At 44.3% G+C, this 23,981-nt stretch carries 22 protein-coding genes and 1 pseudogene; 11 read left to right on the top strand and 12 right to left on the bottom strand.

All coding sequences use genetic code 11. From position 1 onward, the window contains the following. Positions 1–33: 33 nt before the first annotated feature. The 3 genes from pyrH to rpsB all read right to left on the bottom strand — a co-directional run bounded on the left by pyrH (position 34) and on the right by rpsB (position 2,642). Complete coding sequence (gene pyrH, locus H8A87_RS09475; protein WP_198689720.1) at positions 34–762, bottom strand: UMP kinase; 729 nt, start codon at positions 760–762, stop codon at positions 34–36. A gap of 133 nt (positions 763–895) precedes the next feature. After that, a complete protein-coding gene (gene tsf / locus H8A87_RS09470) occupies positions 896–1,753 on the bottom strand; it encodes a translation elongation factor Ts (RefSeq protein ID WP_198689719.1) in 858 nt (285 codons plus the stop codon). 163 nt (positions 1,754–1,916) lie between these two features. Beyond that, complete coding sequence (rpsB, locus tag H8A87_RS09465) at positions 1,917–2,642, bottom strand: 30S ribosomal protein S2 (RefSeq protein WP_198689718.1); 726 nt, start codon at positions 2,640–2,642, stop codon at positions 1,917–1,919. Between the two features lie 175 nt (positions 2,643–2,817). On the opposite strand from rpsB, the gene H8A87_RS09460 reads away from it, so the two are divergent. The 5 genes from H8A87_RS09460 (at position 2,818) to H8A87_RS09440 (ending at position 8,524) form a co-directional block, all read left to right on the top strand. After that, positions 2,818–2,976: a hypothetical protein gene (locus tag H8A87_RS09460; RefSeq protein ID WP_198689717.1), complete on the top strand. Its 159-nt coding sequence runs from the start codon at positions 2,818–2,820 to the stop codon at positions 2,974–2,976. Between the two features lie 44 nt (positions 2,977–3,020). After that, on the top strand, positions 3,021–3,818 hold the full coding sequence (map, locus tag H8A87_RS09455) for a type I methionyl aminopeptidase (RefSeq protein WP_198689716.1): 798 nt from the start codon (positions 3,021–3,023) through the stop codon (positions 3,816–3,818). Between the two features lie 181 nt (positions 3,819–3,999). After that, on the top strand, positions 4,000–6,654 hold the full coding sequence (gene glnD, locus H8A87_RS09450) for a bifunctional uridylyltransferase/uridylyl-removing protein GlnD (RefSeq protein WP_198689715.1): 2,655 nt from the start codon (positions 4,000–4,002) through the stop codon (positions 6,652–6,654). 40 nt (positions 6,655–6,694) lie between these two features. Beyond that, on the top strand, positions 6,695–7,519 hold the full coding sequence (gene dapD, locus H8A87_RS09445) for a 2,3,4,5-tetrahydropyridine-2,6-dicarboxylate N-succinyltransferase (protein WP_198689714.1): 825 nt from the start codon (positions 6,695–6,697) through the stop codon (positions 7,517–7,519). 618 nt (positions 7,520–8,137) lie between these two features. Beyond that, positions 8,138–8,524: a DUF3461 family protein gene (locus tag H8A87_RS09440; RefSeq protein WP_198689713.1), complete on the top strand. Its 387-nt coding sequence runs from the start codon at positions 8,138–8,140 to the stop codon at positions 8,522–8,524. A gap of 83 nt (positions 8,525–8,607) precedes the next feature. Here the strand turns inward: H8A87_RS09440 and H8A87_RS09435 are convergent, their stop codons facing one another. The 4 genes from H8A87_RS09435 to syd form a co-directional block, all read right to left on the bottom strand. Further along, a complete protein-coding gene (locus tag H8A87_RS09435) occupies positions 8,608–9,054 on the bottom strand; it encodes a flavodoxin (protein WP_198689712.1) in 447 nt (148 codons plus the stop codon). 35 nt (positions 9,055–9,089) lie between these two features. After that, a complete protein-coding gene (truC, locus tag H8A87_RS09430; protein WP_198689711.1) occupies positions 9,090–9,842 on the bottom strand; it encodes a tRNA pseudouridine(65) synthase TruC in 753 nt (250 codons plus the stop codon). A 1-nt stretch (position 9,843) separates the two neighbouring features. Further along, positions 9,844–10,170, bottom strand: coding sequence for a YqcC family protein (locus H8A87_RS09425; protein WP_198689710.1), 327 nt, complete (start codon positions 10,168–10,170; stop codon positions 9,844–9,846). A 558-nt stretch (positions 10,171–10,728) separates the two neighbouring features. After that, positions 10,729–11,280, bottom strand: a complete 552-nt coding sequence (syd, locus tag H8A87_RS09420) for a SecY-interacting protein (RefSeq protein WP_198689709.1) — start codon at positions 11,278–11,280, stop codon at positions 10,729–10,731. 679 nt (positions 11,281–11,959) lie between these two features. Between syd and H8A87_RS09415 the strand changes: the two are divergent. The 6 genes and pseudogenes from H8A87_RS09415 to xni form a co-directional block, all read left to right on the top strand. Then, a pseudogene (locus H8A87_RS09415) lies at positions 11,960–12,202 on the top strand (cholesterol oxidase substrate-binding domain-containing protein); the annotation flags it as partial. 373 nt (positions 12,203–12,575) lie between these two features. Further along, a complete protein-coding gene (locus H8A87_RS09410) occupies positions 12,576–14,090 on the top strand; it encodes a cholesterol oxidase substrate-binding domain-containing protein (protein WP_332460350.1) in 1,515 nt (504 codons plus the stop codon). Between the two features lie 65 nt (positions 14,091–14,155). Then, positions 14,156–15,073 (top strand): YopJ family acetyltransferase, encoded by a 918-nt coding sequence (locus H8A87_RS09405; protein ID WP_198689707.1) that lies wholly within the window; start codon positions 14,156–14,158, stop codon positions 15,071–15,073. An 88-nt stretch (positions 15,074–15,161) separates the two neighbouring features. Next, positions 15,162–16,007 (top strand): NADPH-dependent 7-cyano-7-deazaguanine reductase QueF, encoded by an 846-nt coding sequence (gene queF / locus H8A87_RS09400; protein WP_198689706.1) that lies wholly within the window; start codon positions 15,162–15,164, stop codon positions 16,005–16,007. An 88-nt stretch (positions 16,008–16,095) separates the two neighbouring features. Continuing rightward, positions 16,096–17,463, top strand: a complete 1,368-nt coding sequence (gene ppnN / locus H8A87_RS09395; protein WP_198689705.1) for a nucleotide 5'-monophosphate nucleosidase PpnN — start codon at positions 16,096–16,098, stop codon at positions 17,461–17,463. 76 nt (positions 17,464–17,539) lie between these two features. Further along, a complete protein-coding gene (gene xni, locus H8A87_RS09390; RefSeq protein WP_198689704.1) occupies positions 17,540–18,298 on the top strand; it encodes a flap endonuclease Xni in 759 nt (252 codons plus the stop codon). 205 nt (positions 18,299–18,503) lie between these two features. Here the strand turns inward: xni and H8A87_RS09385 are convergent, their stop codons facing one another. From H8A87_RS09385 to H8A87_RS09365, 5 genes are all read right to left on the bottom strand, one after another. Continuing rightward, the gene (locus tag H8A87_RS09385; RefSeq protein ID WP_198689703.1) at positions 18,504–18,677 is read right to left on the bottom strand and encodes a hypothetical protein; all 174 of its coding nucleotides are present in this window, start codon (positions 18,675–18,677) and stop codon (positions 18,504–18,506) included. Between the two features lie 370 nt (positions 18,678–19,047). Beyond that, a complete protein-coding gene (locus tag H8A87_RS09380) occupies positions 19,048–20,436 on the bottom strand; it encodes a TolC family outer membrane protein (RefSeq protein WP_198689702.1) in 1,389 nt (462 codons plus the stop codon). Between the two features lie 5 nt (positions 20,437–20,441). After that, entirely contained in the window at positions 20,442–21,779 is a 1,338-nt protein-coding gene (locus H8A87_RS09375; RefSeq protein WP_198689701.1) for an HlyD family type I secretion periplasmic adaptor subunit, read from the bottom strand. Between the two features lie 51 nt (positions 21,780–21,830). After that, positions 21,831–23,603, bottom strand: a complete 1,773-nt coding sequence (locus H8A87_RS09370) for a type I secretion system permease/ATPase (RefSeq protein WP_198689700.1) — start codon at positions 23,601–23,603, stop codon at positions 21,831–21,833. A 20-nt stretch (positions 23,604–23,623) separates the two neighbouring features. Beyond that, positions 23,624–23,956: an AprI/Inh family metalloprotease inhibitor gene (locus H8A87_RS09365; RefSeq protein ID WP_198689699.1), complete on the bottom strand. Its 333-nt coding sequence runs from the start codon at positions 23,954–23,956 to the stop codon at positions 23,624–23,626. Between the last annotated feature and the right edge of the window lie 25 nt (positions 23,957–23,981).

Below are 23,981 nucleotides of genomic sequence, written 5' to 3'. Positions count from 1 at the left end.
TCACTGGTGTCTCTGAGCACGAATTATGAAAAATTAGTCGTGAAAAATCAACGTACCTTCATTTTCACCCATCACAATACGACGAAGTGCGCCGGGTTTGTTCATATTAAAGACACGAATTGGCAAGTTATGATCACGAGCCAGCGTAAAGGCCGCTAGATCCATCACTTTCAATTCACGCTCCAATACATCTTGATAAGTGAGCTTATTGTAGAGAATGGCCTCAGGATCTTTCGCAGGATCAGCAGAATAAACGCCATCAACTTTGGTTGCTTTTAACACAACATCCGCTTCAATTTCAATGCCACGCAGACATGCAGCGGAATCTGTTGTAAAGAACGGGTTGCCAGTACCCGCAGAGAAAATAACAACACGACCGTGACGCAGTAAGCTGATCGCCTCAGCCCAGCTATAATTGTCACATACGCCATTCAGCGGAATGGCGGACATCAGACGAGCGTTCACATAGGCGCGGTGTAAAGCGTCACGCATCGCTAGACCATTCATCACGGTCGCCAACATGCCCATGTGATCGCCTACTACACGGTTCATTCCTGCTTCTGCCAAACCGGCTCCACGAAACAGGTTACCTCCTCCAATAACGACACCGACCTGAATACCCAGCTCAACCAGTTCTTTAATTTCCTGAGCCATGCGGTCTAAGACGCTTGCGTCGATACCAAAACCTTCTGCTCCTTGCAGGGCTTCTCCACTGAGCTTAAGCAGGATTCTCTGATATACGGGTTTTGCATTGGTTGCCATGGTGTTCAGTCCTAAGCAGATAAGGATATTGGGGATTTATTCAATTACTACACATCCACGCTACGCAGCCCAGATGTAAAAATTCATCATTAGATAAAACAGAACCGCCAATCGGCGGCTCCGTTTAAGAAAATTAAGACTGTTTGCTCATTGCAGCAACTTCTGCTGCGAAATCAGCTTCAACTTTCTCGATGCCTTCACCAACTTCGAAGCGGATGAAGTTGATCACTTTAGCATTGTTCTCTTTCAGCAGATCGCCAACAGATTTACTTGGATCCATGACGAAGCTCTGGCCAGTCAGAGAGATTTCGCCGGTGAATTTGTTCATACGGCCAGAAACCATTTTCTCTGCGATTTCGCGAGGCTTGCCAGACTGCATTGCGATGTCCAGCTGGATCTGGTGCTCACGCTCAACCACGTCAGCAGGAACGTCAGTTGGGTTCACGTATTCTGGCTTGCTTGCAGCAACGTGCATTGCAACGTGTTTGATCAGCTCTTCGCCTGCGCCTTCAGCCGCAACCAGAACACCGATACGTGCACCATGCAGGTAAGAACCTACAGCTTCACCTTCCAGGATTTCAACACGACGGATGTTGATGTTTTCACCGATTTTTGCTACCAGAGCAGTACGCTGTTCTTCGAACTGGGCTTTCAGTGCATCGATGTCAGCATTTTTATCGGCCATCACGGAAGCAATAACTTCTTTACCGAACGCCAGGAAGCCTGCGTCTTTAGCAACGAAGTCAGTTTCACAGTTCAGTTCAACGATACCTGCGAATTTAGCATCAGCCGAAACTTCAACCAGGATAACACCTTCAGCAGCAACACGGCCTGCTTTCTTAGCCGCTTTTGCCTGACCTGATTTACGCATGTTATCGATAGCCAGCTCGATATCGCCATTTGCTTCAACCAGTGCTTTTTTACATTCCATCATGCCAGCGCCAGTACGCTCACGCAGTTCTTTTACCAGAGCAGCGGTAATGTCAGCCATTTGTTTTATTCCTCGATGTGTCTCGCGGGAAGATTATTCCGCGTGGAAAGTTCTATATCAGATAATAGTTCTATATCAGATATGTAAAAGGGGCCATAACAGGCCCCCTAACCAATATATTTCAATACCTGGTCAATAAGGGCTCAAAAATGAGCATGCCTTATTATTCAGCGTCTACAAGACCTTCTTCAGCCTGAACAGCCAGATCTTGAGAACGACCTTCACGAACAGAGGTAGCCACAGCAGTCAGGTACAGTTTTACTGCACGGATTGCATCGTCGTTACCAGGGATGATGAAATCAACGCCGTCTGGATCGGAGTTAGTATCAACGATAGAGAATACTGGAATACCCAGGTTGTTTGCTTCTTTGATAGCAATGTGTTCGTGTTCAGCATCGATAACAAACAGAGCATCAGGCAGGCCGCCCATGTCTTTGATACCGCCCAGGCTGTTTTCCAGTTTGCCAAGCTCACGAGTACGCATCAGCGCTTCTTTTTTGGTCAGCTTGTCAAAAGTACCGTCCTGAGACTGAACTTCTAAATCTTTCAGGCGCTTGATTGACTGACGAACAGTTTTCCAGTTAGTCAGCATACCACCTAACCAACGGTGGTTAACGAAGTATTGGTCACAGCTCAGCGCTGATTCTTTGATTGCTTCGCTGGCAGCACGCTTGGTGCCAACAAACAGAATTTTACCTTTACGGGAAGCAATTTTGTTCAGCTCTGCCAATGCATCGTTGAACATTGGAACAGTTTTTTCCAAGTTGATGATATGAACTTTGTTACGAGCGCCAAAGATGAAAGGTTTCATTTTTGGGTTCCAGTAACGAGTCTGGTGACCGAAGTGAACGCCCGCCTGCAGCATATCGCGCATGGAAACAGTTGCCATTTTAAACCTCTATAAAGTTAATTGGGGTTATGCCTCCACAGATCCCATGACACCGACTCTTTGGCTGCTGGCTATTCATATTGATTAGCCGCATGAGAGCACCCCGGTGTATGTGCCGATCCGTGTGTGTTATTTACACATAATGAGTTTATTTAGTATCCCTGCGAATCGCATCATGCCAGAAACAATTACACAGAATACCGGCGCGCTTTATACCACAAACAGCCACCATACTCCAACATTTGTTACAGCTTTTGCTAGTCTGTCAGCCAACAGTTATTGGCAGACATTCGGTGGGCTGATACCATTACTGACAACATTTTTCCTTAGTTAATATCAAGTAGTCGGTGATTTTCCGACTTAATATGGATCCATTTCATGGCTATTTCTATCAAAACAGAAGAAGACATTCAGAAAATGCGTGTTGCCGGACGTCTGGCAGCCGAAGTTCTGGAAATAATTGAGCCTTATATTAAGGCTGGTGTCACCACAGGTGAGCTTGATCGTATCTGCCACGCGCACATCACCGAGAAACAACAGGCCATCTCGGCCTGCCTAGGCTACCACGGCTTCCCTAAATCCGTGTGTATCTCCGTCAATGACGTGGTTTGCCACGGAATTCCGAGTGATGACAAGGTGCTGAAAGAAGGCGATATCGTCAATATTGACGTTACTGTCATCAAAGATGAGTTCCACGGCGATACCTCCAAAATGTTCATTGTTGGCAAGCCGACCATTCAGGGTGAGCGCCTGTGCCGCATGACGCAGGAAAGTCTGTACCTTGCCCTGAAAATGGTTAAGCCGGGTATCCGTTTGCGCACCATTGGCAAGGCAATCCAGCAGTTTGTGGAAGGCCAGGATTACTCCGTTGTCCGCGAATACTGCGGTCATGGCATCGGCAAAGGCTTCCACGAAGAGCCACATGTTCTGCATTATGATGCAGATGATGGCGGGGTTGTATTGCAAAAAGGCATGGCATTCACCATTGAACCGATGGTCAATGCGGGCGATTTCCGCATCCGCTCCATGAAAGATGGCTGGACAGTCAAAACCAAAGATCGCGGTTGGTCTGCACAGTATGAGCACACGATCGTCGTTACTGATAATGGCTGTGAAATCATGACATGGCGCAAAGAAGAAGAGCCACATATCTCAGCAGTGTTGGTGAACGCATAATTGCCGGTTAACGCAATTTATCAGCTCTAAGCTATTTATCCGTTCTAATCAATGAGGTTCCCTGCTCATGCGCAGGGGCTTCATTCTCTGCCAATAATACCTGTTCATCTCACGATTTTCTCAGTAATCTGGTCATCATGGTTCGTTTCCTCATGAGCTTTCTCATAATAGGTTTCTACATATGCCAGTCGATATCTCCTTAGCACAAGCGCCCATTCTTCCTCTTTCTCCTGTGGAATTCACCCACAATGACCTTCAATTTCCTGTCCTCAAACAACATATTGATGAGTTTCAGTTATGGCTTGAACAGGCATTCAAGGCAGGGATTTCACCAAATGCGCTGATTTACGCCCGCAGTGACTATATTGACCAGCTTTTAAAACGATTATGGCAGAAGCAGGGATTCGACCAGATAGCCTCTATTTCGCTGATTGCAGTAGGTGGCTACGGCCGCCGCGAGTTACATCCTCTCTCTGACATTGACCTATTGATTCTAAGCGAATTGCCATTAACTGAAGAACAATCCACTCATATTGGGCAATTCATTACCCTACTCTGGGATATCCGTCTGGAGGTAGGGCACAGTGTCAGAACATTCGAAGAGTGCCAGCAAAAAGGGCTTTCCGACCTAACCATTGCCACAAACCTCATTGAAGCACGTTTAATTTGCGGGGACTTACCTCTATTCCTACGATTGCAGAAATATATTTTCAGTGATGATTTTTGGCCATCCGCTCAATTTTTCGCTGCCAAACTCACTGAACAGCAGGAGCGCCATCAACGTTATCACAGCACCAGTTACAATCTGGAACCTGATATCAAAAGTAGTCCGGGCGGATTACGCGATATTCACACTTTACTTTGGGTGGCCCACCGCCATTTTGGTGCAACATCCTTAGATGAAATGGTCGATTTTGGCTTCCTGACCCGCGAAGAGCGTAACGAATTAAACAAATGTCAGGATTTTCTGTGGCGCATTCGTTTTGCGCTTCATCTGGTCGTCAACCGTTATGATAATCGGCTACTATTTGAACGTCAGTTCAATATTGCCCAACTGCTCGGCTATGAAGGGGAACGCAATCAACCTGTCGAGCGAATGATGAAAGATTTCTATCGCATGACCCGTCGTGTCAGTGAATTGAATAACATGCTGCTGCAACTGTTTGATGAAGCGATTCTGGCATTGCAGCCCAATGAAAAACCGTGCCCCTTGAACGCTGCATTCCAATTACGGGGAAATCTCATCGATTTAATCGATGAAACACTGTTTAGCCGTGATCCCACCTCAATGTTGAAAATGTTTTATCACATGGCTGAACATCGCGAAATTCAGGGGATCTATTCCACGACGTTACGTCAGCTTCGTTATGCCCGTAGAAACTTGACCACCCCCTTATGTGAATTGCCCGAAGCACGAAAGGTTTTCATGGATATTCTGCGCCATCCCAATGCGGTCGGAGGTGCGCTACTTCCAATGCACCGCCATAGCGTGTTAGGGGCCTATATGCCGTTTTGGAGCAACATTGTTGGCCAGATGCAATTTGACCTTTTTCATGCTTATACCGTTGACGAACACACCATTCGGGTACTGCAAAAACTGGAAAGTTTTGCTGATGAAAACAACCGTGTGATCCATCCCCTGTGTGTTGAGCTTTACCGGCACCTTCCCCAACCAGAATTGTTGCGGCTGGCCGCTTTTTTCCATGATATTGCCAAAGGGCGCAATGGCGATCATTCTGAGCTTGGTGCCAAAGATGCCTTCGCGTTCGCACAACAACATGGGCTGACAAACCGTGAGGCAGAATTAGTAGAATGGCTGGTTCGCGACCATTTGCTGATGTCAGTCACTGCACAACGACGGGATATTCAAGACCCTGACGTTATCCAGCAATTTGCAAGCCGGGTCAAAAATCAAAATCGCCTGAATTATTTGGTCTGCCTAACCGTTGCAGATATCTGCGCCACCAACGCTAAGCTGTGGAATAGCTGGAAACAAAGTCTGATACGCGAACTCTATTTCGCCACTGAAACCCAATTGCGCCAAGGTATCCAGAATACCCCAGATTTACGAGAACGTGTCCGTAACAATCGTTTACAAGCATTGACTCTGCTTCGGCAAGAAAATATCGACGAACAGCAATTACATAATATCTGGAGCCGTTGCCATGCGGATTATTTCCTGCGCCATACTCCCGATCAATTGGCGTGGCATGCCAATCATTTAATCCACCATATATCCCCGGAACCCATGGTGCTGATCAGCACCGCATTTTCCCACGGTGGCACAGAGATTTTTATTTGGTGCCAAGATCGGCCTTCGCTTTTCGCTGCGGTTGTCGGGGAACTGGATAGACGTAATTTAAGTGTCCACGATGCTCAAATCTTCACTAATCGTGATGAAATGGCGATGGATACATTTGTGGTATTAGAACCTAACGGCCACCCCTTGGCACTTGATCGCCACGAACCTATCCGCCGTGCCTTGCTGAAAGTCGTGAACGATCCTCACCCTAAAGCGCCAAAGGCACGTAACCTGTCCACCAAATTGCGCCATTTTAATGTCCCAACCAAAGTTAATTTTTTACCAACAAAAAATGTTCGTCGCACCCATATAGAATTGGTCGCGTTGGATCAGCCCGGATTACTGGCACGGGTAGGCAATATTTTCGCTGAATTGGGCGTTTCCCTGCATGGTGCCCGCATTACCACCATTGGTGAACGCGTCGAAGACTTTTTTGTACTGGCAGATAAAGATCAAAACGCATTACATAAAAAAATCAGGGATGAATTATCAGAAAGGTTGACAGAGGCCCTCAACACACGGGATAAACTATAGCAAGACCCTCGACTTAACAGAAATTAGGAACCTTATACTTATGCAGCAATTACAAGCTACTATCGAAAATGCGTTTGAAAACCGCGTAAGCATCACACCTGCTACTGTTGATACAGCAACCCGCGATGTCATTAATCAGGTCATTCAAATGCTGGACAACGGCAAACTGCGTGTCGCTGAAAAGATCGATGGACAATGGGTAACTCATCAATGGCTGAAGAAAGCCGTATTGCTCTCCTTCCGCATTAATGACAATCAGGTTATGGAAGGCGCTGAAAGCCGCTATTTCGACAAAGTACCAATGAAATTTGCTGATTATGATCAGGCTCGTTTCGAAAAAGAAGGATTCCGTGTCGTGCCTCCTGCGGCTGTCCGCCAAGGAGCGTATATCGCACGTAACACAGTGCTGATGCCATCTTATGTCAACCTCGGTGCCTATGTGGATGAAGGTTCAATGGTAGACACTTGGGCAACCGTAGGTTCCTGCGCACAGATCGGTAAAAATGTTCACTTATCCGGTGGTGTTGGCATTGGTGGCGTTCTGGAGCCATTGCAGGCTAACCCGACCATCATTGAAGACAACTGCTTTATCGGTGCCCGCTCTGAAATCGTGGAAGGCGTCATCGTGGAAGAAGGTTCCGTGATCTCAATGGGTGTTTATATTGGTCAAAGTACCAAAATCTATGATCGCGAAACCGGTGAAATCCATTATGGCCGTGTTCCTGCGGGTTCTGTCGTGGTATCCGGTAATCTTCCTTCGAAAGATGGCAGCTACAGTTTGTACTGCGCCGTTATTGTGAAAAAGGTTGATGCCAAAACCCGTGGCAAAGTTGGCATTAATGAACTGCTGAGAAATATTGACTAACCGCACGATTTTTCTGTTTCATAAATGAGCTCACATAATTGCTATGCGGCTACACAGGTATGTAACCGCATAATCGTGAGCTCAGAATGGACTATTTTCGTATGCGGAACCTCACTCACCGAAACAGCCCTATTGGATAGGTAGTTCGTTTTTAGAAAAGATTGCCAATCTATTCTGGTGATGTTCTGAGCTTCCCCATAACCAAATTTCTTGTCGGCTAACATCATCTTGGGTCAGAATTTTGCGCAATTCGCAAGTGATCATGTCATAGGCATAGAGATACATATTGTATGTTAGCGCGTCATACATCCGATCCTGCCAAAAAGCCAACCATCAGTGGGCTGGTTCATATCCGATACAATCACGTTGTACCACTCAATTAAGTAATCAAAGAACACCTTACCAGCTAAGTCACTTAGAACCGCTCGATGTTGAGGTGTTCTAATGCGCCAAACAAGAATTTGCGTTACAGGGCTGCCAACAAAGCAGCAACTTGAAAGTTGAAAGTTGAAAGTTGAATCTTCCATTAACCGGTTGACTTTTAACAATTACGAAATGGATAATAAATCCACTATTTTTTGCCTTTTCCATTTCATTTAGGTTACTAGGTGACGCAATATGTACGATAACTTGAAAAGTTTGGGGATCACGCATCCTGAAGATATTGATCGCTACAGCCTCCGTCAGGAGGCGAATAATGACACTCTGAAGATTTATTTCCGCAAGGATAAAGGCGAATTCTTCGCTAAGAGCGTTAAATTTAAGTATCCACGTCAACTCAAGACCATCTCTGACGACAATTCAGGGCAAGGTTACAAAGAAGTCAAAGAGATCAATACCAACCTGCGTTATGTGATCGAAGAGTTGGATCAGATTTGCAGACGTGACCAGATAGAAGTGGATTTGAAACACAAGATCCTCGACGACTTGCGCCATCTCGAACATGTTGTTGCTAATAAGATTGCAGAAATCGAAGCAGATTTGGAAAAGCTGACCCGTAAGTAATTATGTCAGTAGTCCATTACACCGCTTATCCTCCCAACGTCCCGAATAAAACGAAGGCATAAGCGGTGTGACAGAGAGCTTCCCTACAGCAAAGTTCCCCACCCCTCAATCCAACCTTGGGCAAAGACTTCAGGTTCGGCTACCTCAATGGCATCAATCAGCAACACCTCTCCGATTCGCCTGGCTCCCTGTTCTTGTAACAGTTCATCAAAGGTACAGCCGCCGCCACAGAAACTGTCATAACTGCTGTCGCCCAGCGCAATCACGCCATAGCGTAAGTCGGGCTGATAGCCCAACTTATCATTCAGTTCCGCATAGAGCGGCTGGATATTGTCAGGCAGATCACCCTGCCCCGTAGTCGAAGTGATCACTAAAACAATCTGTTGCAGATACTCTTGCCATTGCGCCAGAGTCGCATCTTCAAAGATCTCAACCTCATGCCCCTGCTTCCCAAGGATCTGCTGCGCTTCTTCCGCAACCGCCAGCGCATTACCATAAACTGTACCAACGAAAACACCAATCTTTGCCATAAATATTGATCTCTTTAACCGGTTTGATACTGCGTTTATTCATGAGTGGTTAGACATTCCAGATCAGGCACAATACCCTGCCAGCCCAACTGTTCAAGCAAATGCTGCCACGATGGCTCCCACCGTGCGGTCAGAAGAAGATCTTCTCCGGTCACGGGATGCTTGAGCTGAAGATGGCTGGCATGCAGCATTAATCTGCCAGTCTGATAATATTTAGCAACTCCTCGATTTTGGCGCAAATCGCCGTGCGTGGTATCCCCAATCATGGGATGTCGGATATGCGCCATATGCCGCCGCAATTGATGCTTACGACCGGTTTTTGGCATCAGCTCCAACAGACTAAAGCGTGATGTTGGATAACGTCCTATCTGAACCGGACACTCAACTTTTGCCAATGAACGGTAGTGAGTGATTGCTGACTGCGCTTCTCGGTCAGTATCAGCAAACTTATCCGCAATTTTGTCCAACTGTTCCATTAGGGCATAGTCGATAATACCATCGCCTTCAACATAACCACGCACAACTGCATGATACGTTTTTTGTATATTGTGGCATTCAAATTGTTGTGAAAGCGTTCTGGCTACTTCACTTGAAAGCGCCATCAACAAGACGCCAGATGTCGGCCTGTCCAGACGATGAACAGGGAAAACATGCTGCCCAATTTGATCCCGCAGTGTCTGCATGACAAAAACGGTTTCATGGCGAGCCAGCCAGCTACGGTGAACCAACCACCCGGCAGGCTTATTGACTGCAACAATATGCTCATCCTGATAAATAATATCCAACATATCAAGCACCCTGCATAAACAGATTGTCCAATGCCCTCAAATGTTCAAGCAAAGGTAAATAACGTTCTATTTCTTCCTTATAAACTTCTTCGAAATACGGTGCGATAGAAAATGCTGTCGGCAAATTGGCCTTTTGTTCTATTAGGGCGCGCACTCTTGGAATTAACACCCATTGGAGCCACTCATCCGCCGACATAGAATCAATGGAAAAAGGCTCGGTGCTTTCAAAAGCTTCTGGTTTAGGAGGATGATTTTGCCATACGCCGACCATTTTCATGGTGGCTTCAATTAACTGTAATTTATGTAGAATTTGTTTCTCGATATTCATGATGTTTCGTCTGATGCTTGTCTGTTGCTCAGATGACAGAAACTGCCACCACGTCATTGGGACGTAAGAATATCATTGATGCGATTTCAGCGGAAAACTTGCGGTAAGATAAAATAAAAAAAGAGGAGAGATAAAATCTCTCCTCTTTAGATTGGCTGTCATAGCAATCCTGCTAAATTGGATGCTCCCTGCTCATTCCCTGACAAAAATACGTCCCTGTCAGTTATCCTTATTCAATCATTATACTGATATTGTCTGGCTATCCTGCCTGTACCTGACCATCCTTGAACCATCTTCCCGATGGAATTATTCCCTGGTGATTGTTTTGCTGTGGTTCCTTACGGAACAGTAAAAGGATCTAATATTCAGACCGTTGAAACAAGCAACTGAACTGGCAAAGTGGGTAACATGACAAAAGGGACACTATAATAACAACTCTCATGCTATTGATATAAAATAAAAATAATATTCATTCTAAATATTCACATCGTGATTAAAAGAAATATCTCACGTGCCATGTGAGATATCTCTTACAAAAAATCAAACCAATATCTGCAATTAATTGAACATAACGGGGTTGAGAACCGAAAGGAAACTGGCCAAATCTGCGGATAACGTCGTCCGCTCGTGGCTGCCAAACTGTTCAAGAATCACCTGCCCTGTCAGATTACAGACAGAAATCAGCCCCATATCGGAATCAGTCGTACCAATAAATACAGTAGGCGAGAGTTTTAACCGCTTCTGTGTAACAAGATGACCAATAAGATTTTCTTGTAACCGAATAAAATCATCTTCACTCCATAACTGAATCAGGCTGAAGTTTTGCCCCTCAAAGCTGGCAGTCATATCCCCAGCAAGCTGCATCATATAGTAATCATGGATAGAATCCTGCAAACGGATCTCCAGCGCTGCTTCTACCTTACTGAGTTTTTCTTGAATAGAAAACGACTGAGGAAGCCAGTGCACCACACCCTCTCCCTTACGTTCAATACAGGGTGAAGGTATGCCATACAGATCGCTGCTGGCTGGCGGAAACCCTGTTTTCTCTTGCCACAATTCAATATAGCGTCGGGTAAAGTCAGAGAGTGCCTCTGTCACATTAAAGCTCATATGATTATATCATCCATCATTTTCAGGTTTATAATATTATCCCACTTATTCCTATACGCTTTTCAGCAAAATAACAACCGGAGAATGATGTTACCATTTTCATGAAAAAATGTTGATATGACCTCTACTCCTCTGAATACCTATAATCTATTCCAATAAATTCTATCATTCACAATACCCTCGTATCTAGTCTAGATACATTCCCGATTATATTCGTGGCTCAACAAGATTAACTATTTAAGTTTCAAATAAGTAACCAATAATCTTCAAAATTCACAGATGCAGCAATAAAGATCTCAGAATACTGAAAACAATCATCACCTCGGTTTCATAAAGTAAATATTTCGTATTACGCTCTTCACACAGAAGAATTAAGACTATAATAAGTATAATTCAATCCGTTTAGCTAAACATAATTTCCGACGATTATTTCCAACATAAAAATCGGAATGGGTTTCTTGTTGCCAATACTTTTCAAATAAACAAAAAATTAATATAAAAAGTCAACTCCAATAAAATAGAACAACTTATTCTATATTATCAACACTCCATTTATTTTAATTAGTCATAGGAATGACATTAGAAAAAAGAAAATTTTCCATCTTTAGATAAAAATTTAAAATCAGAGAAATAAAACTATGAACACAGCAGATCCAGATAAAAAAGATCATATTCTAAATGGTTATTTAAAGAATTTAATGGCACTTATGCATCAGCCCGTGTCGAATGGAGTAAAGGTTGGGCATACAGTGAAAATGCGGCATGGGAAGATGAGGATGTACTGACCCAAATAATCCCGGCTTCATTCAATGATGGTCAACCTGCTGATAATAACTGGACTTCAATCGTTTTTTTATTGAATAAATACGACCCGCATCACATATTTAGGTCACCATTATTAGAAAAATTATTTTCTATTTAATATTACCCAATAACAATAAGTAGTAGGCATATTATTATATCTACTACTTATATAAACCATGCTATTAACATTTCTCCCAGATGATAAACTTACTTTTTGATTCCCATAAAAAATTATTTCCTAATAAATGGATTTTTTTTCAAATTTATATTAAAAAACCCAAACCCTATAAATAAATCATTAAGGCAACAAAACAATGGTTTCATCAAATATAATTAAACAAGACAATAATCATTCAAAAGAAGATATCATTACTAAACTAGAATATCACTTACCTAATTTCCCCAAAGATATAGCATGGGAAAATATAACATTTAGAAATTGGTCAGGAGAAATACGAGCCTCGAATGTACCATGCTGCATACCCCGTTCTGTGGAAGAAGTTATTTCAGTCGTCAACTGGGCATGGAAAGAAAATTATAAGATAAGGCCCGTCGGACAGTCCCATAACTGGTCACCATTGATATTGGAGTCAGGGCAAAGTTTCACAGATCGCATTGTGCTGATGGATCTCTCACACCATTTCACTCACGTCAGTATCAAGCATCACGCTCAATTCTCCATCGTGACAGCACAAACTGGCATATTGATGGAAGCGCTAATGACCCAAATGGAGGAACAGGGACTTGGCTTCACCGCAACGCCTGCTCCCGGTGATTTATCACTGGGGGCCGTTCTCGCGATAGGCGGACATGGAACCGCCATTAAGGCACTCAACGAAATCCCGCTGTCTGGACACACATATGGCTCTCTAAGTAACACGATATTGTCCCTGTCTGCTGTCGTATGGGATGCTGAAAATCAGCAATATACCATTAAACGTTTTGAGCGTAGTGAACCAGATTGCGCACCTCTATTAACCCATGCAGGCAGTGCCCTAATTTTGGAAGTCCAGTTTCAGGCTGGCAAAAATCAACGCTTGCGGTGTCAAAGCTTCACCGATATTCCTGCGGCTGAATTGTTTGCCCTTTCAGAAAGCTCAGAAGGTAATCGAACTTTCAGCCACTTTTTAGATAAAAGCGGCCGGGCGGAGATAATCTTGTTTCCCTTTACAGATACCCCGTGGCTAAAAGTCTGGAGTGTAACACCAACCAAACCCACCTCCAGTATTGAAGTCAACACCCCCTATAACTATCCATTCTCCGATAATATCCCATCAACCATATCGGATATCGTGGATAATATTCTTGCTAACTTCCCTGCAATAACCCCCCTTATAGGTCAAATGCAATATCAACTGACAAATGCCGCCTTACAAGGCTATGGGAAAGATATCTGGGGATGGAGTAAAAACCTGCTGTTGTATGTGAAACCGACAACATTACACGTTACAGCGAATGGCTACGCGATATTAACACGCCGTACAAATATTCAACGCGTACTAAATGAATTTTATACCGAATGGCAGAAATTAAAGCATCAATTTGAAAACCGTGGACAATACCCCATTAACGGCCCCATTGAGGTTAGGGTTACTGGATTAGATAATCCTGCCGAAGTGATATACAAAAATGCGGTTGTCCCCAGTTTATCCGCCATTCGCCCTCGTTTGGATCAGCCTGAATGGGATGTTGCTGTTTGGCTCGATGTTTTAACCTTTCCAGAGACACCACATGCCATTGAATTTTGCCGCCAGTTTGAACAGTGGCTATTCAAAGAATTTGATGGTTCTTACGCCTCTGCTCGTGTCGAATGGAGCAAAGGTTGGGCTTATGGTGAAGAGGCCGCGTGGGAGGATAAGGATATTTTGACCAAAATAATCCCGGCTTCATTTACTGATGGTTTGCCTGCTGATAACAACTGGGCTTCAACTGTTTCAGCATTACAGGAATATGATCCACATCACATTTTTAGATCGCCATTATTGGATAAATTATTTTCTGATTAATAGAATTCTAATAAATAGCAGGTATAAAAAAACACCTGCTATTTACCAAATAGTGGAGAAGTAAAATGAATGGGGAATTTTTAAATAAATACATAAAAGAAATTAAATCAAAAACAGAAAATAATTCACAGTTCAGTAACATTACACTGGACCAACTAAGTAGTGAAATTATATTAAGATATTTTAACAGAAAATATCCTAATATGAATGCCTGCAATACGATTATAGATATAGATGATTTTGTAAAATATGAATTCAATTCATTAACAATATTCCCTCCTAACAGTCATAAACGATATATCATCAAAACAACATCAGGAGGACAAGGCGTCCATTTTGCCACAGCAAATGTTTTTAAAGATAAGGAGAACAATACTTCTATCATATTTGTAGATTCAAGCCTGGGGGAAAATCCATTTATTCCGTTTAAATGGAAAATCAACAGAGATAAAAGTAAAAATGAAAATGAAAATGAAAAAAAGTTAAAAATACTCTATATTTACAGTCAGATACAATACAGCCCTGGAGACTGCCTACTCTTTGGATTACATTTTTTGAAGAAAATGCACAAACATGCTCAATACTTTAGGCAAATTCATCAAGATATTTTTAATGATGAAATACATTTCAATAACGAAGATAATAAAGACTTTACTCCCAAAACTAATAAACTACCGGACGATGAATGCGAAAAATATCGGACTGTATTCTTCAACCAAGCTATCAATTTATTACCCATTGATTTCTTCAAACATGCACAGTCAATAAAACCTATTAATGCCTATTTAGCCCGCCATCCAGACGAAACCAACAAAAAAGTCAACAAATGGCAGGGTGGAGAAACCTTGAAAGATCGATATCAGCGTCACACTGTTACCCGCACAATTAATGGAATAGAACGAACATATAGCAATTCCATAGAAGAAAAAAGGCTCAGCCTTGCTGAAGCCGCTTTACGCTGGCTCGATGAACACGGGGAATAATGCACAATAAAAATACGAGCAATTAGGATTCCTTGATACACTACAAGCTATCTCAGTCATAATGATTGTTCAGTTTTAAGGAATCCTAATGTCTTTGTATCAGAATAATCAGGCACTCGCCCAACTCACACTAGGTAAACCGACCCCCTACCGCGATAACTATGACCCTACTTTACTGCAAGCGGTTCCCCGCAGTATGAACCGTGAACCACTTGGGCTATTTCCTGATAATCTCCCCTTTCATGGTGCTGATATCTGGACAATGTACGAACTCTCCTGGCTCAATGCACGCGGTGTTCCTCAAGTTGCCATTGGTCATGTCAGCCTGAATGCAGCCAGTAAAAATCTCATCGAATCAAAAAGCTTTAAACTTTATCTGAACAGTTTTAACCAAACCCGCTTTGCTGATTGGGAAACCGTGCAAAAAACTCTGCAACAGGATTTATCTGCCTGCGCCTGCGGTGATATTGAGGTTGTTTTACACCCCTTGCACGATTTCAATCAGCAGCCAATTGCTGAGTTTGAAGGAAAATGCATCGATAATCAGGATATTGAAATTGATGATTATCAATTCAGTCGCGATTATCTTAACAATGCAGCAACGGGTCCTGTGGTTGAAGAAACTTTAGTTAGCCATTTGCTAAAATCAAATTGCCTGATCACTCATCAGCCCGATTGGGGATCTGTCATGATCCGCTATCAAGGCCCCAAAATCGATCAGGAACAATTATTGCGCTATTTAGTGTCTTTCCGCCATCACAATGAATTTCATGAACAGTGCGTTGAGCGTATCTTCAATGACTTAATGACGTTATGCGCTCCCGAAAAACTTACTGTTTATGCACGTTATACCCGTCGGGGAGGATTGGATATCAATCCATGGCGCAGTAACGAAGAGTTTACTCCAGCAATAGGAAGGTTAGCCCGCCAGTAATCGAATTAACCCGATTAGTGACAGGTAACCAAACGGCCGGATGAAATCATTATTGAGGAACCCCCACAAAGGGTAAAAGGAGTCATTCTTGATTACACATGTCAGTCCATTAGGATCAATGGATTTGCTCTCTCAGCTTGAAGTAGACATGCTTAAGCGTACCGCAAGCAGTGATTTATACCGCCTTTTCCGTAACTGTTCACTGGCCGTTCTCAATTCTGGTAGTCAAACAGATAACAGCAAAGAATTACTGTCAAAATATGAAGATTTCGACATCAACGTATTGCGTAGGGAACGTGGAGTAAAACTGGAACTGGTTAATCCACCAGAAGAAGCTTTCGTTGATGGCAAAATCATCCGTTCTCTACAAGCAAATCTGTTCGCCGTACTGCGGGATATTCTGTTCGTTCACGCGCAAATTGCCAATGCACAGAAAGTACATCATCTGAATATGGAAAATGGTATGCACATTACCAACACCATTTTCTCTATCCTGCGCAATGCAAAAGCACTGCATATCTCAGAAGATCCCAATATGATTGTTTGTTGGGGTGGACATTCCATTAATGAGAACGAATACCTGTATGGCCGCAAGGTAGGGAGTGAGCTGGGGTTGCGTGAACTGAATATCTGCACCGGTTGCGGGCCTGGTGCAATGGAAGCACCGATGAAAGGTGCTGCGGTCGGGCATGCCCAGCAAAATTATAAAAAAAGCCGTTTCGTCGGCATTACAGAACCTTCAATTATCGCGGCAGAGCCTCCCAATCCGCTGGTGAATGAACTGGTCATCATGCCTGACATCGAAAAACGTCTGGAAGCCTTTGTCCGTATTGCCCACGGCATTATTATCTTTCCTGGTGGTGTTGGAACGGCAGAAGAACTGCTGTATTTACTGGCTATCGTGATGAACCCTGACAATAAAGATCAAGTTCTACCACTGGTCTTGACGGGGCCCAAAGAGAGCGCCGATTATTTCCAAGTGCTGGATGAATTTATCGTTAATACTTTGGGAAAACAGGCTCGCCATTACTACCGCATTATTGTGGATGCCCCATCAGAAGTAGCACGTATAATGAAAAGAGCCATGCCCAGCGTCAAAGAAAATCGCCGCTCTACTGGAGATGCCTATAGCTTTAACTGGTCACTGAAAATCAGTTCTGATTTGCAGTCTCCATTTAATCCGTCTCATGGCAACATGGCTAACCTGAATTTACATCCAAATCAGCCACCTGAAAAACTCGCTTCAACACTGCGACGCGCATTTTCCGGCATTGTGGCAGGTAACGTAAAAGAAGTCGGTATTCAAGCCATCGAAAAACATGGAGCATTCAAGATCCACGGTGATGTGGACATCATGCATCGCATGGATGACTTATTGGAAGATTTTGTGGAGCAGGATCGCATGAAACTTCCCGGAGGTACTGTTTATGAGCCATGTTATGAGATAATCAAATAAATCTCGATACCTTTTCTCATCCATATTCAATGAGGCTGGAGCCAAGGAATAAATCCACGGACGGAATATAACGACCATGATACACCTTTTGATTGTAGACGCCCTAAATCTGATTCGACGCATCCATGCAGTACAGGGAAGCCCTTGCGTTCCCGCCTGCGAACATGCGTTAAAGCAATTAATCACCCATGCATCACCGACCCACGCGGTTGCGGTATTCGATGAAGATGATCGCAGCCATAGCTGGCGCCATCAGCTTCTTCCCGATTACAAAGCGGGTCGCTCTGCCATGCCAGAAGATTTACAACAGGAAATGCCGCTGATTAAGCAGGCATTTAATACACTGGGCGTAACGTGCTGGCATGTGGAAGGGCATGAAGCGGATGATTTGGCCGCAACACTGGCAACTAAAATCGCCAGTACCGGGCATCGTGTCACGATTGTTTCAACGGATAAAGGCTACTGCCAGCTTCTTTCCCCCCATATCCAGATTCGTGATTACTTCCAAAAACGCTGGCTTGATTTGCCTTTTGTTCAGCAGGAGTTTGGCGTTGCCCCTGACCAACTTCCTGATTATTGGGGGCTGGCAGGTATCAGTAGCAGTAAAATACCCGGTGTTCAGGGTATTGGCTCCAAGACGGCTGCCATCCTGCTACAACAAGCTGGCTCATTGGATAATTTGTTCCAGCATTTGGATACCCAGCCGGATAAATGGCGCAAAAAATTAGAGCCCAATAAAGAAATAGCTTATATCAGCCGTGAAATTGCTTCATTAAAAACCGATTTATCACTACAGGGAAATTTGCAGCAACTTAGGCTGATTTATACCGAATAAACGTCAAGTTACAGTGAGGCGACAAAAAAGTGAATCCTGAGTCACGTAGCTAACTCTACGCTTATAACTATTTGTCTATAGCTACTTGTCGATAGCTATGTGACTAGGATTAGTGAGAACAATCAATAGATCAGCAAATTTAGAGTTTGATGTTAATATATAATATTTAAACTCCACAGCCTTTCCAAGATGAGTAGAATATTTTTTATCTTTCCAAAAAAAATTTTTCAAACGCTTGATCACCTAATATCGGCTTTTTAAATTTATTAATATCAGGATGTTCATTTGGATCATAAGCATTCAAACGTTTTTTTATTTTCTTAACTGTATCAGAATATGAATTTCCATTGCTGTAATCATAGTTATTTGACGAGGACATTTTAACCTCCTGAAAAAAGATAATTTTTGAAATATAAAATCTCGTTATTCTTTACCAAATAAGTTTTACATTCAGCTTTCCATTAACAGTGATTTTCCTTAACAATAAATAGTAGATAAACACCAATAATTGGAATGTACACAACAATTACAACCATAATATAAGGTTAGTTCTCATTGATGCAAAAAACACATTATTTAATACCTTGTTTAATATCTGTTGATATTTTATTTCATGCTTAATTCCAGAAGAAAAACAGTTACATTAATTTTAATCATAAAAATTAAAAACAAAAAAGCATCATGACTTTATAATCAGACATGCTGCTTCTAGTTATCTGTGGCTTAATAGAGATTATTACAAAATCATCTCAACCAAAGTAATGAGCAATTAACTTAATATGTTCACCATTTAATTGACCGGATTCATTCAATAACCCAACCCACGCTTTCATATAGTCATATTTTGCCTGAGACAGTTCACGACGTGCGGTATAGAGTTGTTGTTCAGCATTCAAGATATCGACATTCACTCGCTGGCCCAGCGCCACACTTTTTTGAGTCGCTTTCACTTGTAATACAGCCGCTTCTACCGCTGTTTCATAGGCTCGTATCCGCTTCTCACCATTCACGCAGGCGTTATAATTACGTCTCAGTGCATTCAGGATCTCTCCTGTTTGAGCATCCATCTCGTATTTAGTTTTGCCGTAATTTGCTGCCGATTGACGCAATGCCGCCGAGGTTCCACCACCATTATAGAGGTTCATAGAAACACGAAGGCCAACGGAATCTGTCCGGTATTTTTGATCGATACTGTTATCGCTACTGGATTTATTTTCACTATGGGAAGCGTGCAGCTCCAGTTTCGGCAGATATCCCGCTCGATTGCGCTCAATGTCATGATACGCCACATCAACTTTCTGGCGGGCAGCCGACAACTGAGGATTATGGCGTAACGTCATCTGTTCCCAATCAGCATAGCGTGCTAAATCCAATTTGATTGCTTTGAACAGTGAAGAATTAGACAGGCGATTAACAGGCAAATCCGCCGGTAACGGTATGCCAACTAATAACTGCAAATCACGGATTGCCGCATCCAGCTCGTCTTGTACCGTCAATTCATCAGCCAATACTTGACTGTAACGCGCCTGTGTTTCTGCCACATCGGTACGAGTACCTTCACCGGAGGAAAATAATTTCTGATTGCGTTCCAGTTGCTCCTCATAGGTAGCCCGCTGCTGGGCAACCTGTACCAACCTATCCTGCGCATAAGCCACAGCCACATAACTGTTCACCACCCTGACCGCCAATTGCTGGCTATCCGCCCGAAAACGGGCATCACTCATCAATGCGTACGCCTGACGAGTTCGATAACGTGCCCATGCTTCAAAATCGACCAGAGGTTGGGTAAGAATAATCGCTCCGCTATAACTGTTATACTGTCGGTCACGACTTTCTTTGACGGTCTTACCCCGCCCGTCTAAAGAATGAGATTCCATCCTCTGCCAGTTTTTCGGCGCATTCTGGTAGCTGAATGATAACTTGGGCAGTAGTTCTGCCAGGCCAAGGTTGTTCTCCTCCTGCCCCGCTTCCTGCTCTTTGATGGCAGCCTGAAATGTTGGATCGTGCTGCAATGCCAGCGCATAAGCCTCCGTTAAGGAAAGCGCACTGGCAGAACCAGAAAATACCGACAACAACATCGTCAAAAATAAAGGCAATAGTAGAGTACGCCTATCGGTAACACCGTGATACCTCAACATCCCCATTACTCCTCAATCAACGATGTAGACGCTCTGTCTATCAACGGCTTGAACAGGTAGCTCAACAGAGAACGTGAACCCGTTTTGACAAACACTTCAACAGGCATCCCCGGTTTGATATTCAAACCCGCCAATTTCTCCATGCCTTCAGGGGTGACTCTCAATCGCATCTGGTAATAAGGTTCTCTTGTGACTCCATCCACCAAACGATCGGCAGAAACCACCGCCACCTTACCCGTAACTTTCGGCGTCCGGTTCTGATTGAATGCTGTAAACATCAAATCGACATCCTGTTCCACAGAAACTTTATCAATCAGATGCACCATCAAACGTGCTTCCACTTCCAGCGTACTTTGGGCTGGCAGAATCTCCATCAGTTTTTCACCAGAAGCCACCACCCCGCCTTGGGTAAACACTGTTAAGCCAACCACCGAGCCATCTACCGGTGCAATAATGGAAGTGTGCGACAGATCAAATTGTGCTGTTTCCAGCTTATTTCTTAATTCATTAGCCAATACCTGTACATCTGCCAGTTGGCTGCGTACCTCACGTTGGTAATCTGCCTGACGCTGGATAACTCGTTGCCGCGTTTCCTGCCGCTGCTTTTCAAGCTGACCAATTCGCCCCGTCATCTCAGCCATGCTGCCACTTAATTCACTTTGGCTACGCAGTAATTCCAGATAACGGTTACGGGGAAAATAGCCTTCTTCTGTCAGAGGCCGCAGGTTCGTAACCTGTTCCTTGAGCGAAGTCTGCTGTTGCTGTTTATTCATCATGGCTTCCCTCAGCCCTTTGATTTGAAAATTCATCCCTTCTTCAGCCTGCTGCATTCCCGCCAGATCACTTCTCAGCATCTCACTGCGTGACAGAAAGAGCTGTTTCTGCAAGGCCAGAATATCGTGAATGCGGGGTTCCGATTGTTGAGCCAGCAATGTGGACGGAAAGACAATGTCATCCTGACTTTGTTGTTCGGCTAAAAGCCGGGATTCCGTTGCCAATGTGGTGTAAAGCTGCTGTTTTAGGGAATCAATCTGCGCATTGACCTGTACCTGACTAAGCTGAACCAATACTTGCCCGGCCTTGACGTGCTCTCCTTCCTTCACCTGAATTTGCCTGATAATGCCATTAACGGGGGACTGTACCGTTTTACGGTTGCCATCCACCACAACCGAACCAGAGGAAGCAACCCCTTTATCGAGTGGTGCAAACGCCGCCCAGATGAAAAAACCCAGAATGCCAATGCCAATAACCAGCCAGCCTATTCGCAGGTAACGATTCGCATCCAGCGGCAATAATCCCGCCGCCTCATTTTGGGCATCTTTTGCGTTGGTCTGATAGGACATTTTTACTCCCTGATAGAAATATCCCAAGAATTTAAATATGGCTGAACCATGTTACGAGGCACGTTCGACCGCTTTTGACTGTGATGGAGATGGAGACTGAGACTGAGGCTGCGATAGCGCCGCCATGACTTGCTGGGAAGGGCCAAACATTTTCATTTTACCCTGTACCAACAGCAAAACCTTGCTTGTTTGCGAGAGTAATGAAGGCCGATGAGTGATGACCACAACCGTTTTACCCTGCTCCCGTAATTGGGCAATCGCATGACTCAGCGCTTTTTCACCGATATCATCCAGATTCGAGTTAGGCTCATCCAACACTACGAGCGACGGATTACCATACAAAGCGCGAGCCAGCCCAATTCTCTGTTTCTGCCCACCAGACAGCCCCATGCCACCAGCACCAATCACTGTGTCATAACCTTGCTCAAGATTGAGCACCAACTCATGGACACCAGCTTTTTTCGCCGCCTCAATGACTTTTTCAGGATCGATATCATTAAAACGCGCGATATTCTCCGCAATCGTGCCGCCAAACAATTCAATGTCCTGCGGCAGATAACCAATGGATGCCCCTAATTCGTCTTTGTTCCACTGATAAATATCGGCATCATCAAGCCGCACCACGCCTTCCTGTGCCGGCCAGATCCCTACCAGCAAACGAGCCAACGTAGATTTTCCCGACGCACTAGGGCCAATCACCCCAAGAACATCTCCGGAACTCAAGGCAAAGCTGATATCCTGCAAGACATGTTGGCTATTTTGTGATGTTCGGTTTTGTGATGCTTGAGCAACCTGTGTTTTACTGGGTGGCATTGCTGACACTTTCTCCAACAGCAACATGCCATTGGGAGGCGGCAATGACATGCCACTTTTGCGTTCTGGTTGGGCTTTCAGTAGTTTGTCCAACCGCTGCCATGATAAGCGAGCAGCACTCCAGCTCTTCCATGCCTGTATCAACTGCTCAATCGGAGACAACGCCCGCCCCATCAAAATGGAACCAGCAATCATCATCCCCGGTGAAATATGCCCCTCAATCGCCAGCCAGCCCCCCAAGCCCAAAATCAACGATTGCAAAGCCATACGCACCGTTTTAGTCAGCGCCGTGATGGATGCCGCTCGTTCACTGGCAATGCGCTGAAAATTGAGAAAGCGTTCATGCAAACCAAACCAACGATGGCGCAGTGCCGGCAACATTCCGAGCGCCTCGATCACTTCGGCATTACGCAAGTTGGTACTGGCCAAGTTGGTTGAACGTAAAGAAAGACTGCTTGCTTCCGCTAAAGGCGCTTGGGATAGCCACTGGTTCAATACCGCCAGCGTGATCAGAATGATCGCCCCAACCAGCGCCAACAATCCCAAATACGGGCTAAACAGGAAAATAACGCAAAGATAGACGGGGAACCAAGGAGCATCAAAAAAAGCAAACAGTGCATTACCCGTCAGGAACTGGCGGATGGTCGCCAAATCATTGAGCATCTGCCCTGCATCCGTTGAACCACTTTTTAGGTTGGACTCATACGAAGCGGTATAAACCCGCTGGTTCAGGCACATATCAAACTGACTGCCAATACGGATCACCACCATACTTCGGATGTATTCTAGACCGCCCATAATGGCAAACATGCCAAGCGTGATAAGTGTCAACATCAGCAAAGTCATTTCATTACTGGATGGCAACACCCGATCATATACCTGAAGCATATAAATAGAGGGAACCAGCATCAGCAGGTTGATGAATGCCGTAAATAAGCCAATAGTCCAGAATACTTTGCTGCGTGCACGGATAACATCCGTAATTTCATCCTGCGGAAGGCGTAATTTCACTGCAATCCCTTCATCATTTTTTATTTTGTCACTGCATTCGCTGCGCCACTAAATGTCATGACCAGCTCCCTGCCATCAACAAGGTAGGCGACCCATTGTTCAGATCCATGCTCAAAAAAGGCCAGGCTATTGCCATCGTCATCGGTCAATGTGATGCCATCGGGAGTCGGGCGCCATCCCTCAATAGGCTGCCCAAGCAGTGCTGTCACGCAGAAATCACCTTTCACAGCCCAAATTGAACCTTCGGGTAAACGGGTATCGGTCAATGCAATACTGCATACCTGATGCCCATCGGAGAGTTGCCATAATCCTTTCAACTCATCAGCGGTTGGGAGTCTCAAACTGCTAGCCATACATCCTCCTGCAAAAAAGAGAGAC

The sequence above is a fragment of the Xenorhabdus lircayensis genome, assembly GCF_016306625.1.
Classification (GTDB): Bacteria; Pseudomonadota; Gammaproteobacteria; order Enterobacterales; family Enterobacteriaceae; genus Xenorhabdus; species Xenorhabdus lircayensis.
Note: the sequence above shows the minus strand (reverse complement) of the source record. Positions and strands in the feature narration are given on the sequence as shown.

Excerpts from the sequence above, each read along its gene's own strand:
- glnD (WP_198689715.1), top strand. The coding sequence starts at position 4,000 with ATGCCAGTCGATATCTCCTTAGCACAAGCGCCCATTCTTCCTCTTTCT.
- syd (WP_198689709.1), bottom strand. The coding sequence starts at position 11,280 with ATGAGCTTTAATGTGACAGAGGCACTCTCTGACTTTACCCGACGCTAT.
- pyrH (WP_198689720.1), bottom strand. The coding sequence starts at position 762 with ATGGCAACCAATGCAAAACCCGTATATCAGAGAATCCTGCTTAAGCTC.
- H8A87_RS09435 (WP_198689712.1), bottom strand. The coding sequence starts at position 9,054 with ATGGCAAAGATTGGTGTTTTCGTTGGTACAGTTTATGGTAATGCGCTG.
- H8A87_RS09365 (WP_198689699.1), bottom strand. The coding sequence starts at position 23,956 with ATGGCTAGCAGTTTGAGACTCCCAACCGCTGATGAGTTGAAAGGATTA.
- H8A87_RS09440 (WP_198689713.1), top strand. The coding sequence starts at position 8,138 with ATGTACGATAACTTGAAAAGTTTGGGGATCACGCATCCTGAAGATATT.
- queF (WP_198689706.1), top strand. The coding sequence starts at position 15,162 with ATGTCTTTGTATCAGAATAATCAGGCACTCGCCCAACTCACACTAGGT.
- tsf (WP_198689719.1), bottom strand. The coding sequence starts at position 1,753 with ATGGCTGACATTACCGCTGCTCTGGTAAAAGAACTGCGTGAGCGTACT.
- H8A87_RS09405 (WP_198689707.1), top strand. The coding sequence starts at position 14,156 with ATGAATGGGGAATTTTTAAATAAATACATAAAAGAAATTAAATCAAAA.
- H8A87_RS09380 (WP_198689702.1), bottom strand. The coding sequence starts at position 20,436 with ATGTTGAGGTATCACGGTGTTACCGATAGGCGTACTCTACTATTGCCT.
- H8A87_RS09425 (WP_198689710.1), bottom strand. The coding sequence starts at position 10,170 with ATGAATATCGAGAAACAAATTCTACATAAATTACAGTTAATTGAAGCC.
- dapD (WP_198689714.1), top strand. The coding sequence starts at position 6,695 with ATGCAGCAATTACAAGCTACTATCGAAAATGCGTTTGAAAACCGCGTA.
- rpsB (WP_198689718.1), bottom strand. The coding sequence starts at position 2,642 with ATGGCAACTGTTTCCATGCGCGATATGCTGCAGGCGGGCGTTCACTTC.
- H8A87_RS09385 (WP_198689703.1), bottom strand. The coding sequence starts at position 18,677 with ATGTCCTCGTCAAATAACTATGATTACAGCAATGGAAATTCATATTCT.
- xni (WP_198689704.1), top strand. The coding sequence starts at position 17,540 with ATGATACACCTTTTGATTGTAGACGCCCTAAATCTGATTCGACGCATC.
- H8A87_RS09375 (WP_198689701.1), bottom strand. The coding sequence starts at position 21,779 with ATGTCCTATCAGACCAACGCAAAAGATGCCCAAAATGAGGCGGCGGGA.
- map (WP_198689716.1), top strand. The coding sequence starts at position 3,021 with ATGGCTATTTCTATCAAAACAGAAGAAGACATTCAGAAAATGCGTGTT.
- truC (WP_198689711.1), bottom strand. The coding sequence starts at position 9,842 with ATGTTGGATATTATTTATCAGGATGAGCATATTGTTGCAGTCAATAAG.
- H8A87_RS09460 (WP_198689717.1), top strand. The coding sequence starts at position 2,818 with ATGCCAGAAACAATTACACAGAATACCGGCGCGCTTTATACCACAAAC.